12 protein-coding genes are annotated in these 13,748 nt (G+C 60.9%); 2 read left to right on the forward strand and 10 right to left on the reverse strand.

Annotated elements, in window-relative coordinates:
* Window positions 1-267: 267 nt before the first annotated feature.
* Entirely contained in the window at window positions 268-1,467 is a 1,200-nt protein-coding gene (locus AC1AUD_RS04200; protein ID WP_476572375.1) for an ATP-binding protein, read from the forward strand.
* Window positions 1,468-1,611: 144 nt separating this feature from the next.
* A complete protein-coding gene (locus AC1AUD_RS04205; protein ID WP_476572377.1) occupies window positions 1,612-2,532 on the forward strand; it encodes a hypothetical protein in 921 nt (306 codons plus the stop codon).
* A gap of 124 nt (window positions 2,533-2,656) precedes the next feature.
* On the opposite strand, the gene AC1AUD_RS04210 is transcribed toward AC1AUD_RS04205, so the two are convergent.
* The 10 genes from AC1AUD_RS04210 to AC1AUD_RS04255 form a co-directional block, all read right to left on the reverse strand.
* The gene (locus AC1AUD_RS04210) at window positions 2,657-4,018 is read right to left on the reverse strand and encodes an ABC transporter substrate-binding protein (protein WP_476572378.1); all 1,362 of its coding nucleotides are present in this window, start codon (window positions 4,016-4,018) and stop codon (window positions 2,657-2,659) included.
* A 219-nt stretch (window positions 4,019-4,237) separates the two neighbouring features.
* Window positions 4,238-5,305: a LacI family DNA-binding transcriptional regulator gene (locus AC1AUD_RS04215; RefSeq protein ID WP_476572380.1), complete on the reverse strand. Its 1,068-nt coding sequence runs from the start codon at window positions 5,303-5,305 to the stop codon at window positions 4,238-4,240.
* Between the two features lie 57 nt (window positions 5,306-5,362).
* Window positions 5,363-6,316 carry a hypothetical protein gene (locus AC1AUD_RS04220; RefSeq protein WP_476572382.1) on the reverse strand — a complete coding sequence of 318 codons (954 nt, stop codon included), beginning with the start codon at window positions 6,314-6,316 and terminating at the stop codon, window positions 5,363-5,365.
* A complete protein-coding gene (locus AC1AUD_RS04225) occupies window positions 6,313-7,269 on the reverse strand; it encodes a hypothetical protein (RefSeq protein ID WP_476572384.1) in 957 nt (318 codons plus the stop codon). The genes AC1AUD_RS04220 and AC1AUD_RS04225 overlap by 4 nt, the downstream gene beginning before the upstream one ends.
* Window positions 7,270-7,400: 131 nt before the next feature.
* A complete protein-coding gene (locus tag AC1AUD_RS04230; protein WP_476572385.1) occupies window positions 7,401-8,249 on the reverse strand; it encodes an ImmA/IrrE family metallo-endopeptidase in 849 nt (282 codons plus the stop codon).
* A gap of 71 nt (window positions 8,250-8,320) precedes the next feature.
* The gene (locus AC1AUD_RS04235; protein ID WP_476572387.1) at window positions 8,321-9,775 is read right to left on the reverse strand and encodes a 5-methylcytosine restriction system specificity protein McrC; all 1,455 of its coding nucleotides are present in this window, start codon (window positions 9,773-9,775) and stop codon (window positions 8,321-8,323) included.
* Between the two features lie 33 nt (window positions 9,776-9,808).
* A complete protein-coding gene (locus AC1AUD_RS04240) occupies window positions 9,809-11,461 on the reverse strand; it encodes an McrB family protein (RefSeq protein WP_476572389.1) in 1,653 nt (550 codons plus the stop codon).
* A gap of 173 nt (window positions 11,462-11,634) precedes the next feature.
* Window positions 11,635-11,985, reverse strand: coding sequence for a hypothetical protein (locus AC1AUD_RS04245; protein ID WP_476572391.1), 351 nt, complete (start codon window positions 11,983-11,985; stop codon window positions 11,635-11,637).
* Window positions 11,982-12,860 carry a hypothetical protein gene (locus AC1AUD_RS04250; protein ID WP_476572392.1) on the reverse strand — a complete coding sequence of 293 codons (879 nt, stop codon included), beginning with the start codon at window positions 12,858-12,860 and terminating at the stop codon, window positions 11,982-11,984. Before AC1AUD_RS04250 ends, AC1AUD_RS04245 begins: the two co-directional genes overlap by 4 nt.
* A gap of 54 nt (window positions 12,861-12,914) precedes the next feature.
* Window positions 12,915-13,685, reverse strand: coding sequence for a hypothetical protein (locus tag AC1AUD_RS04255; protein ID WP_476572394.1), 771 nt, complete (start codon window positions 13,683-13,685; stop codon window positions 12,915-12,917).
* Window positions 13,686-13,748: the final 63 nt, after the last annotated feature.

The following is a 13,748-nucleotide window of genomic DNA, read 5'->3' on the forward strand; positions in this document are numbered from 1 at the left end:
GTCCGGCTGCTCCTATGTAATGTAGTCCACCGCCCGCCCAATAGCACGCCCCGGCTGTGATGTCGTTCACAAGGCGGTTTCAGCGGATAGTACGGCAGCCCAATGTCGCCGAAGAATATTCGGAAGACGCCATTCCAAAGACCGGCAGAATCGATTCCATATAGCCGAGGGCAATAAAATAAAATTTATTTTAAATTCACAGCATTTGTTTAGTATGCTTAAACTCCATTTAAAAAACGAAGCACTTCACAAACGGAAAGGAACGTCATGCGCATAGCTAGGCCTGATTATTTGGAACGACTGTCCGCATGGCGCGACAAACCCGTCATCAAGGTCATCACCGGCGTGCGACGATGCGGCAAATCCACGCTGATGGAGATGTGGGAGCAGCAGCTTCGATATGAGGGTGTGCCCGCGGACCATATCATTCATCTGAATCTGGAGCTTCTGGAGAACGAACCACTGCTGGAATACCATGCGCTGCACGACAAGGTCATGGTCCGTTGCACGGACGACGAGATGTATTACGTGCTCATCGATGAAATCCAGAACGTCCCCGAATTCCAAAAGGCGGTCGATAGTCTCAACGCACGTACCAACATAGATCTGACCATCACCGGCTCGAACGCCAATCTTTTGAGCGGCACGCTGGCCACGCTTCTGTCGGGGCGTTACGTGGAAATCAGCATGCTGCCGCTTTCGTTCCGCGAATATTGTTCAACCGGCGACGAAAACGAATCACAGCAACGGCAGTGGTCCAACTACATCCACGACGGATCGTTCCCGGCCGTCACCATGCTGAGCAACGACGACACCTTGGTCCGCGACTACCTCGACGGCATCCTCAGCACGATCCTGATCAAGGACGTGGCGGGACGGATCAACGCGAACGTCTCGCTGCTGCGCACCTTGACGACGTATCTCTATGACAACATCGGCAACCTCACCACCGCGGCGAATATCGCCAACACCCTGACCTCAATGGGCACGAAGGTCTCGCAGCCGACCATCGCCTCATATCTCGACGCTCTCGAATCCGCGTTCATCGTGTATCCGGCGCAACGCTACGACATCAAGGGCAAACGCCTGCTCAAGCAGGAGCGCAAATACTACGCGGTGGACATGGGTTTGCGCCGCGTGCTGTGTTCGAACAAGGTGCGGGACACCGGACGCATCTTAGAGAACATCGTGTATCTCGAGCTGCTGCGCCGGGAAAAAGAGGTCTATGTCGGTCAGGGACCTGCCGGAGAGGTCGATTTCGTCACCAACGGCACAGAGGGGCTCAAATACTGGCAGATCAGCGAATCCGTGCGCGACGAAGAGACGCTGGAACGCGAACTGTCATCTTTCCGGCCGATCAGGGACAACTATCCGAAGACGCTCATCACCATGGATGACGAACGTCCGGTTTCCTATGACGGCATTCGTCGCATCTACGCCCTGGACTGGCTAGATGGGCGGGAGTGAGTCCGACGACTGCTTCATCGGGGGACGATTCATACGCCTTCCGTGGAGGGGCGCGGGCGGCCGGACCTATGATATGGGCGGACCGGGATGGCCGGCGCGGCGCCGCCGGACGATTCCGGCGAGGAGAAGGAGCTTTCCGAAGATATGGACGAACAGCGTACGCAGCAGATTCCCACGGCCACGACCGACACCGTCGACATGGGTCCCGTCCCCGATGCGACCATGCCGCGAACCCCTGCGATCCCCGCGGCGGTGCCGCCGGCGCAGGTGCCGCCGGAGGCCGGGAACGGCGGCGCGCCCCACTGCAAACGCTGGCCCATCGTCGTGGCCTCGGTGGCCGCGGTCGCCCTGATTGCGGCCGGAGCGGGGCTCCTGGTCTACCGCCATGCCCAGCAGACCGCACTGGCCGATTGCCGCGCTGCGGTCAGCGACTTCAGCAAGGCGCGCAAGGATCTGCTCGCCACCACCGAGAACGCGCCCCAGGGCGAGCAGCTCGTCCGGCAGATCCTCGGCGTGGACAAGCTTCTGGACGCGTTCGCCGATGCGATGGACGCGGCGGAGGGCACCGTCAACGACGAGGCGTGTGCGTCCAACGCGCTGCCGATCCAGCTGAACATCGTGGCCGACACCGTGCGCTCCGCCACCGATTCACTCAACAAATCCGCGGACAAGATCAACGCCGAGATCAAATCCGAGACCAAGAAGGGCGTGCAGGATTGGCTCGCCGGGATTACAGGCGGCTCCGATGGCGCGGATGCCGATGCGGACGCGGACAAGGATGCGACCGCCGGCGACCAGGCGCTGTCCGATGCGCGCCAAGGCCTCGAGGATTCGCTGGACGCCGCCCGTTCCCTCGCCTCGCAGCTCACCGGCAGCATCGTCGACGGCACCGCGGGCCGGCTGATCAAGGACGGGCTCAACACCGCCATCGACGCGGCCCAGAAGCTCGTCGACGATTCCGGCGTCACCGACACCAAGGCGTTCAAGGCCGCTAAGGTCACCCTCGACGAATCCGTGCAGGCCGTCCGTGACTGGATCGATTCGCAGGCCGCCAAGGCGCAGTAAGACTGCTTATCCCATTCGCTTCAGCTGAAAAGGCCCGGCGTTCCCACCCACCGCCGCAACGGGGAATGGGAACGCCGGGTCATCGCCGGGGCGGTCAGGAAGGAGAAAGACCGCCCCGGAGGAATCACTGCTTGACCGTGAAGCCCTGGTCGGTGCCGTACTTGACCAGCTCGTCCTGCCACTTGGCCAGACCATCGGCCAGGGAGATGTCGCCGACGATGCCCTTGCCCACGGTGTCGTTGTAGACCGTGCGCGCATGCACCTCGAACGGAGTGACCTCGTATCCCTTGACGACGTTGGCGGCGGACTGCGAAAGGACCTCGTTGTACTTCTGGTCGCCGAAGAAGGCCACATCCTCGCCGTCGGAGTTCTTCAGGGTCGTCTTGTTCTTGAACTCATCGGAATTCAGCGTGTCGTTGTCGGAGGGGAAGCCACCGAGGTCGATGCGGGTCTTGATGCCCTCCTTGGAGTGCAGGGCGTATTCCAGGAACTCCCACGCGGCGTCCTGCTTCTTGCTGGTCGAGGTGATGGCCAGCGAGGAGCCGCCGATCTCGGAGTTGGAGGTGTCGCCCTCCTTCCACTGCGGCGTCAGCGCGACGCGGAAGTTGCCGGCCTGGTCGGGCGCGATATTCACCAGATTGGCCGGCATCCACGAGCCGAAGACCAGCGAGGCGAGCGTGCCGTCGTTGAGGGAGCGGTTCCAGTCGTCGGACCAGCTCTTGATCTTCGTGTTGATGAGGTCCTCGTCGATCATCTTCTGCCACAGGTCCGTGAAGGTCTTGACTCCGGGATCCGAAGTGAGGTCGATCGTCACTTCCTTGTCCTTGGCGCCGAAGGGGTGGCCTCCCGCCTGCCATACCAGCGCGTTGAACATGCCGGCGTCGGAGCCATCGTTGGTGATGTAATAGTTCGAACCGAGGGCGTGGATCTTCTTTGCCGCCTCGTAGAACTCGTCCCAGGTCTTCGGCGCCTCGGTGACACCCGCCTTGTCGAAGACGGTCTTGTTGTAGAAGGTCGCCAACGGACCCGAATCCATCGGCATGCCGTAGATCTTGTCGCCGTAATGGATCTGCGTCCAAGTGCCGGGCGTGTAGAAGTCCTCGTATCCGCCGACCTTGTCGGTCAGGTCGGCAAGGAAACCGAAGATGGCGTATTGCGGCAGCGCGTAATACTCGATCTGGGCGATGTCGGGCGCGCCGGAGCCCGCCTCCATCGCATTGTTGAGCGCCGTGTACTGGTCGGCCGCGGTGCCGACGTTCTGCAGCTCGACCTCGACCTTGTCCTGGCTGGCGTTGAAGTCCTTGACCACCTGCTTCATGGTTGGCTCCCAGCTCCACATTGTGATCTTGGTCTTGCCGCCGGAGGCCGAGTCGCCGCCCTGTCCACCATCGCCCGAGTTCGTCGAACCGCAGGCCGCCATCGAGGCCAGCATCGCCGCGGCGCCGCCGAGTGCGATCGCTTTCCTGCCGAATGTGTGCTTCGTCATGTTGATTCCTTCCTTTCTCAGAGATCGGACCTCTGCGTCCGCTCCTTGGGAGAGGCTTCCCCGCCTCTCTATGATGACGTTAACACAACTTGGTGTTAACGTCAACTTCGCTGAAATTCCAATGACTTCAGATATCCACGCAAGATCCTATGCGTTACCTCTCATCCATGCACGAATGCGATGGAACCGTCCATCCCCGCCCACGGCGGTCGTTTCCCGTCACCGTCCATCCACACACGAACACACCGGCGCCGTGGTGGAGCGCACCACCAACTCGGATTCGACGCGCACCCGACGCACATCGCGCTCGCCTCGTATGGCGGCATCCAGTATATCCATCACCGTGCCGGCGACTTCGTCATATCGCTGACGCACGGTCGTCAGCTCGTTGACGGCGTAATATCCGCCGACCGAATCGTCGACCCCGACGACACTGATCCGCCCCGGCACGTCGATTCCCCGGGCGCGCAACGCCTGGACGACGCCCATCGCCAGCGTGTCATTGGCGGCGTAGATGGCCGTGCACCGAGGGCAATGTCCGACGATCCTCTCCCCCGCGAGGTATCCATCGGCCGCCCACCATCCGGCGTAATCGACCGTCAGTGGCTCGAGGCCATGTGCTCGCATGGCCCGCTCGTAGCCTTCCGCACGCGCCGTTGCCACGGGGTCGTCGGAGTCTCCTCCCACATGGGCGATCATGCGGTGGCCGAGCCCGATCAGATGCTCGACGGCGATTCGGCTGATAAGGCCCTGGTCCATATCGACCGAGGACCAATCGGCTGCGGGCTTGACAACCGTGCCAAGCGCCACCACCGGTACCTCGGGGAACAGGTCGACGACCTGCTCGGACAACGCCCCTCCTGCGTTGACAATCAGCCCATCGAGGTCAAGCCCCGCGACGAAGGGGGCGGACTGCCGCAGCCGTCCATCAAGCTCGCGCGGAATCAGCGTCAATCCATAGCCGCGGCTCGAGGCGGCCCTGAGCACGCTGTTGAGCATCTGTCGGCTGCCGAAGGTCTCGAGGTAGTCGACCATCAGACCGACCATATGGGACCGCCCCGAGCGCAGGGCACGCGCCACGCGGTTCGGCCGGTATCCCAGGGTCCGCATCGCCTCCTCGACGCGGGCGCGCGACAGGGCGGACACCGGGCCGTTGCCTGTGGTCACCCGCGAAACCGTTTGCATCGACACGCCGGCCAGGCGGGCCACATCGCGGATCGATGCGGGTCGGGAGCCCACCGCCGCTCTCGCGACAGCATCGCCGCACCGCGCATCTTGCTCACTCATAGCCACCAGCCTATCCCACGGCGCACCGTATTCATCCCGGTCGGGGGAATCAGGAAATCAGCGGGACACCGCCTCCAGCGCTCCGCGCCATGCCTCGCGACCGTGACCGTTGGTGCGGGCGGCCAGCGCATATGCTTCCTGGGCCAGCTCCATGCGGGCATCCCGATCCGGATGTCTGTCCATGGCTTGCGCCGCAGCACGCCACACCGGTTGCTCCACCTCGATCAGCAGATCGTCGGGCAGTCGCATCGTGCGCCGCCAGTCGCGTTCGGTGTCCACGCCGGCGGCACGCAGCTGCATGGCTTGTTCCTCGGAGAGCCGATCCTCGCCGTCGATGATGCGCCCGGCTTGCTCCGGCGTCAATCCCAGCACTTGCACCAGCCGACGCAAGTAGTCACCTCGTCCGGGCGTCAGCCGCAACTGCCCGTCCCCGTCACCCTGCAACCGCGGCAGCGCCGCGCATTGGTCATGCCAATGGATGAAGGTGGCCATCAACTCATCGAAGTCATCATCGGCGCGTGTCCCCGCCACGTCGTCGCCTCGACTGTCACCATCTCGACTGTTGTCGCCGCGGACCACGGACGCAGACTCATCCGGCCGGTCATCGACCACCGCGTGGAGCGCATCGTCAGACAGCGTTCCCATGGGACGCAACAGCAGACGGACCGGGATGACGGTGCGATATTCGGGCCAGGCGACCATACGCACGCCCAACGGGGTGTCTCCCAACAGCAGCGCGTCCGCAGAACCCAGGGTCTCGTCATTGCTCATCGGCACCACCGAGACCAGGCGAGGATCGTCCTCGACGCCCGCGATCAGCGCATATTGAGACTCGTCGTCCTCCCATGGTCCCTTCGCCAGCCATATCTGGCCCGCGCAGGGACCGACCTCGATCGCCTCGGCCATGGCGGAGGGATCGTCGATCGCGGGGTCGCGGCGGGCGATGTGCCGTCGTGCGTTGATGCGGTCGAAGGTCGCCGCGAAGTCATGCATCGCCGTGTCCTGGCTCATTGGCTCGTCCTTTCCTCACGTCTTGTGGTTTCGATGCGCGGCTCGGCGGCTGGCAGCGAACCGGCGGCTTCAAGACGGTCCGCCACCGCCTGAATGTCAAGGTCGTGGCAGAACGCCGTCTCCGACAGCCGACGGCACAGCCACTGCTTGAAATCCCCATCCCTCCGGTGCTCGGCTATCTCATCGACCAGACGGTCCAAGCCGTCGGCTTGCCACGGCGTGGGCGCATCGACCGCGCCGATGGTTTCGGCCGGCAGCACAGGCATCACATCGTCCAGCCGCGTCCTGTCATCGAGGGGCAGGGCGGCCTGCGGCAGCCGCGACATGAACACGCGCACCAGCGCGGGCTGATGGACGAGTCCATCGGCGACACGCAGCACCCCGGCAATCATGTCCTCGACCTCATGGCCGCGATACGTGCCATATCGGATGACACCGTTGGTCTTGTCAGCGTCCGGAAGCCTGACCGGAAGCTCATACCGTGAGGCGACGGCGCGCAGGCGACGCTCCGGAACCGCGGATAGTTTCGCGCCTCCGTCCTTGAGGCCCCAATATGAGGCGTTGGAGATCCGCCTGTGCTCGAAACGTGCGTCTCGCAAAAGCTTCTTGCGCAGCGTATCGGCGATCTTCCCCTGGAGTGTGCGGTCATAACGTTTGCTGAACCACTTGGACATCGTCCGACGGACGTAACGCTCGAAAGCCTCGTCATCCTTGAAACCATCCATCGCGCGTTCGATGGCGGCGATACAGTCTTCGTAGAACGCACAAGCGGCAGCTTCGACGTTGTCCAAGTCGGGGTCGAGCGCCATGAGCTCGGCACGGTGCCCGGGGAATTGACGCTCCATTTCCTTGCACAGGAAGGCGGCGGTTTTCTCGCCAAGATGGCCATATTCCCGGAATTCGTCGAGATATCGGTGGGTTCCGCCTTCATTGGCCATGGATTGTCTGGACATGCGCTCCTCTGGATGTATGTGATCGGCATCCAGTATATGCGTCCGGCATATGCGCCGCTGCAAGCCACACCCACACGGTGCCTGCGTCCGCGTCCATATCCTTGTCTCCGTCTGCGTTCGGCTTGTCATCATCACGGCTCCCCGTTGACGACAACGAATGCGGTGAACCCACGGTTCGAGCGTGAGCGTGCGGCACTGACCCGCCCTCTTCTCAAAGACGCGATGCCCAGTTCGGCCGCGTCCAGGACCAGTTCGTCGCGATCACTGCGATGCAGTTCCTCAAGCATCCTCGACTCGACCTGCGTAGGTTCGACACCGTATTGCGGTCGTCCGTCAACCGTCGCCCGCACGGCCAATTGCCCCTGCGCATCGAAGAAGGCGATGCTGCCACCATCGGGCAGAAACCCGGACAGGCGGCGCGTCACGGCCTGACGCGAGACGAGACGCGCCTCCCGGAACAGCCGGCAGGCGTCGCCGGCGACCATGCCGCCCTGCGTCAGGCATTGGCGGACCAACGTCTCGGGCAGCAACACCTCGGCGGCGAAACGGTTGCAGGCCAATTCCTCGAATCGTTTCGCAACCGCCTTGTCGTCGAAGTCATACAATCTGGCGAAGCAATCCAGATCCGCGCGCTGCAGGAAATGGCCCAGCTCATGGAACGCCGTGAAATGCTTGCGGAAGAACGAACCATTGTCGACCTCGATAAGGGGCAGACTCCCGTCCGACGGATCGGCGGGGATGAACAAGCCGGACAGATTGCGCCCATGGTCGACGATGGCCGCGGTCGAGCCGAGGGCCCTGGCGTGCACATCTATCCCCTCGACGAACTCGATGCGCACCTGGTCCTTCCAACGCACTGGAAGGAGACGATAGCTGCGCTCCCTGGCGCTGTCGAAGGTCTCCGGATGCAGACGTCGGCCCACGGCGAGCATCGCCGCGGATTGGACCGTCAGCAGCTGCTCGAAGCCATCCTCGATCATGGCCTTTCCCTCCGTTCTATCGGCGAGTTCGTCCCGCACAGGGAGCAGTCTCGACGACGCTTGACCACCCATCATCGCCGAAAGCAAACCGTTTCAATGAATCGTTCTTCGCGCTGACGCATCAGCTTGCAGAACTCCTCGTAATCATTCGCGCTCCGGGGCACATCCATGGAGACCTTGTTCAGATGTATTGCACCGCTGGGTACCGCGCGACCGATGCCCGGAGTGTCCAAGCCACGCATCAGCACCAAATCCATGTCACGGTCGCCGTCCTCACGCGCCGCGTCCAAGGTGTCACCCGAAGACAGCCCGATGTCTCTGCCATAGTCCGGATACATGAGATATCCCTGCGTGGACTCGAATCGATACATATAGGCGACCATTTGCAGATAATCGTTGCGCTTGTCTTTCTGCGCGAATTTGTATTTCGCATCGGCGATGCAGTAGGGGGCCTCGCGGGAGATGAAATCGGGATAGATCGAATAGACGCGGCGAGGCGAGGAGGATGGCGACGGGGATGACAGGAACATATGCTGTCGCATCGCACCTGTCTTGTTGTCCGGATGGTAATAGTCACGGTCAAGCAGCGTCGACAGATACCGTTCCCATAGCCAGGCGCCGTCGAAGAGGATACCGTGCATCCGATCGTCCGCGCCACAGTATGCGAAGCTGTTGTGCGTCAATATCGCCAGACAGAGCCGTTGGAGCTCCCGGTATGCCGAGAACAGTTCGTTGCGGACCGGTATCCGCCGGTTGCGGTCGATCAGCAAACGCCGTCGCGCCCTGTCATACGACGGGGTGCGCCAACGCAACGCGGCGAGATCCTTGCGATATTCCGAATCCGAGAACACGGAGCTTTCCAATCCCTGTTCCTTGATGAATTCGGCCGTATGTCGCGCCAGCTCCAGCACCGGATTGTCGGACGTGCGCTCATTGGTCGCATATGCGACCGGGAATCCCAAGGGCATATTCGACTTGATATGACGGGCGACGTCGATGGCACCGCGCACACGCATATCGTTGTGTTCGATATGCACGTATTCGCGGTATTCGCCTTGCGCCAAGGCGCTGTGCAGATATGTGGGGAACAGGTATGCCAGCAGGTCGTGCGTCGATTTCGAACGGTCGGTGGACATCCGCCAATCATCGCCCGTCAGATTGATGCGGAATACCTTGCACAGCAGATAGCGCAGGAAATGGTCGGCGCCATCCTTTCCACCGCCATTTCCGGCGAACCGAGATCCGATGACCAGTTCCTCATCGTCGCCCTCGGCGTTCCGGTATCCCAGGAATCCCATGACATTGGTGGTCCACCACATGCCGTGGTAACGCGACAGCAACCCCTGGTTTCCGTCGAGATCATCGCTGTCGTCGAATGAGGAGAACAAAAACAACCGGCGGTTCTTCGCCAGATCGGCCAGCGTCTGGTCCCGCAGCATGTCGAATAGCTCGGTGCTTTCGAACGCCTTGCCATCGGCCCCTGCGATGGAACTGTTGTCAGCGAAATGAAATGAAACGACGGCCATATCCGATTCCCCTACATATCGCAGGCGGCAAGCTCAGTCCTGAGCCCCAGCCTTGAATTGGCTCTCGAGATACTCCATGGTCTCCCTGCGTTCCTGCCCATCCCGTCCGCGCAGATACTCGCCGATCAACGGAGCAAGTTGGAACTTCCACAAGTCGTCGAGCATCGGCTTGACCTTGTCGTCGGACGGCAACTTGTCGCCGCACAACTGCTTGCCCTCCTCATCCCTGAAGATGAAATAGCTCGGACCGATCTCGTATTCCGGGCCGAGGCGCAGGTCATGACCGGAACCGCCGTCGCTTTCGTCGGCACCCCGGATGGCTGCGTTCAACCGTTGCATGCACTTGAAGGCGGTTTCCGCCAACACGCCCTCATCCATCATGCGGCGACCGGCCTCCTCAGGCGTGACCTCGATGAAACGGAATCGGCGGCGCATCGCGAAGTCGAAGGATTCGACGTTACGGTCCACGTCGTTCATCGTGCCGATGATATAGACGTTCGGCGGCACCTGCAGACGGTAGTCTGCCTGGGCATGGAGGTTCGAATATTGCGTTGTCACCGCGCCCTCGTCGCCACGCTTGTCCGGATCGATGGCGAGGAACAGCTCGCCGAAGATTCGAGCTAGGTCTCCACGGTTAATTTCGTCGATGACGAAGACGAAACGAGGATTCTGGTCCTTGTCCCAAACCTCCTTCGCATTATCCACGAAGCGCTTGAAGCTGCCATCCACAAGCTTGAAGCCACCTGACTTCAGGTCGCCGGGTCGCAGCCCTTCCACGAAGTCCGTGTAGTCGTAGTTCGGATGAAATTGGACCATATCGAACTGTCTGATGCTCTCGCCATCCAGGTCATAGCAAGGACCTTTCGGATCCTTCAAATCCTCCCGGTCGACGCCAATCACGGATGCGGCGATATCCCTGGCCAGATAGGTCTTCCCCGTTCCCGGAGCCCCGTGAAGGATGATGTTCTTGCTTCTGATAAGTTCGTTGACATAGCCCATGATTGCCTGCCTCCTATGCTGTTGCGCCTGATGCTGGGCCTTGCTTTTGTCGATGAGCAGCTGAACCTCATATGCTTCGGGAGCAAGTTCCATGAACCGATGCACCATCTTGATGAGTTCGCTGTTGGCCGGCTGGCTCAATCCCTCGGCGTCAAGCCCGAGCTCGGCAAATGATTGACTGGCCTCTCCGGATTGGACTAGTTCATACAGATGGCGGTCAAACGCCTTCTTCGCCTCCTCATCCTCAATGTCTTTGGCTTCGTCCTCATACTTCTTGCCCATTTTGATGACGAGCTGCTTATGCTCGACATCCACAGCCATATTCAGCCAATGGAAATTCGTCCAAGGTGAAATCACATGGCCATATTGATCAATGAACACAGCATTGAGCACGCCAAGCCCAGGAAAGGTCCTCCATGTCTCATCAGACTGATTGACGGTCAGGACATCGGATATGGAGGAAATCATCTGCCGATACTCATCGTTGCCCGCATGACTGGCTTGGACCGATTCCTTCAGCATCGAGAAGAAACGAATGATTGTCTGCGGCTCATGATGTTGAAGCGTATTGAGTTTTCTTCTCTGTTCTCCTTTTCGTTTGCTTTCCTGGAGGTTCTTTTCCTGCCAAATCATGAGGCTGAGAAAGACCTTGAACCGGTCATAGTCTTGCTGGCTCCATTCAGCCATGATGCTTCCTTTCCAGTATCAAACGGTCCATCCTAGGACCAGTGCTGCACGTCTCCAAGGACACGACGACGCTTCTGGCATGAACATGCCTCCAATGCATCGAACGGAGAGCGGCCAGAAGGTATGGCGACATCCGAGAAAGAGAAGTCATCGTCGTCACACAGCCCGGCACGTCACCGGATGCCGGTCAGATGCCCCCAGCCGGCGATATGTCGCAGTGTCACCAGACGACGTTCGTCGGGAGTGTGCACGTCGACATATCCGGGGCACTGGCGCAGATGCGCCAGCTTGCGGGCGAGGTACAGCGCGTAGTGGCGCATGCAGAAATAGAATTTATGGTCGGCCGGGCAATCGGGGTCATCGCAATAGCTGAGCACATAGTAGGACGGCACCTCGGTGCACATCCCCTCCTCCCACTGGCAGTCGTGATCGCCGCCGCCATCGCCGTACCACCCGTCGAAATCGATGCCGTCCATCTCCAGTTCCGGAGCGCGGTCGGTCTGCCGTTCCATCATCGCGTTCATCGTGCGTTCCTTTCATGTTCGTTCGCCGCGTGGCGGGTCGGATCCGCGCCAATCTTGACCAATCGTTCCAACTCGGCCTCGTATTCGGCGATATCCTCGAGAATCGCCGGCTCGTCGTTGGGATCGTTGCGGTAATACATGGGGTATCTGGCGCGGTTATATCGCCACGAGTCGCCCCAATACACGTCGAGGTAGTTCGACAGACCCTCCGCATAGGCGCGCCACAGCAACACCGAGTTATCGGTGACCGGCAGCACCCAGCCCGTCGCGCGCGACCAGATGCCGAACACGCCGGCGCGCGCTTCGGCAGGATCCTCGGTCAACGCCTTTGCCTCCATCAGCTCGTCATAGGAGAAGCCGCCGTAAATCCGGAAATATCCTTCCTCGATTGTCGGCTCGATCCGGCCGTCCTCACCCCTGACGAAGGTCGCGTACAATTCGGCGGGTTCCTCCTCCGACTGGGCATAGGCGTGCGCCAGGAATGGGAACCACGGCCCTAGTTTGCGGTTGATCCGGTACGTCACATCCCCGTAAACACCATCGCGCAGACCATAGAAGCCGGTCGCGCCATTCCTTGACGGATGGTCCGGGTCGGGTTTGGTGTCACGGAAAAGCACCACCTTGAGATCCATGGTCTGATAATCCCAGCCGTCGATGTGCTCCTGCAGCTGCTCGGCGGTGGCATCGGGGGTCATCTCGAAGGTGTCTTCCATGGCCCAGGAACCTTGGTCGAGATAGTCGTTGAACTCCTTCTCGAAGGCATCGGCCGGGCCAGCGACGGACATGTCGTCCGATGCGGACGGTACGAACGTTTCTTCATCCGCCCGGGGTCGCCCGTCACGCGGGGCGGCATCATCATTGTTCTTGTCACACATATGCGTTCCTTTCCTTGTCGCTGCTTCCTTTAACCGGACAATCTGTCCGAGGAATCATCGGGCCGCTTCCTGCTTCGTGCCGTTCCATGACGACACCGGCTTGTCTGGATCCCGATACAGCTCTGGCAGGAAAGTGCGTACACACTCGCCCTGGGAATCGAAATTGTCGGCGAACTGGTATTTGCGCTCGACGAAAAGCCCCATCGGCTGAATCATGCGCGCCGTCAGCGTCGACGCCGAGCAGGCCGACCACGGGGCGGCGGACGGCACCTGCTCGTCATCGGCGGCGATCGCGGCGTTCCGGCCGAACAGCGCGTCGCGCATGGCTGGATAGTTCAGGGTGTTGTCGTCGATCCAAAAGCGCGAAGGATGCTCGCGCATATAGGCCTCGTATTGCTCACGAGTGCCGAAGTCCCGCTCGCCCGGCTCATCGGGGTCAATCAGATCCTCCCGGGCTACGAACGGGATACGCATCAGGCGATAGCCGGGCTCCAGCAGGCGCAGGCTCAGCTCCCACGCACGTTCCTCGGACCATGCTTCGAACTCGCACTCGTCGATATCATCGCGGAACACACCGTATCCACGGAACCGCTGCTGGACGGTCACGCCCCGCTCACCGAGATGATTCGGATCCACCGTGGACGCCGTCATCGCGAAACCGGGGTTATACGTCCAATCCGGCACACGGGGCTCATCCGCCTGAACCGGACGACGGCTTCCGCCGTCGGCACAGGCGAACTCGGAGATATATCTCAGATCGCTCAACCGCTGCACCGCGTATTCATAACCACCCGACACGACCGCGCCCTCATGTTCAATCCGCATCCTCACATTCCTTCCCGCGACATCATCCGTGCCGCTCCTTGTCCATATCAACCGGACAATGTG

Source organism: Bifidobacterium sp. LH_730 (assembly GCF_056355835.1).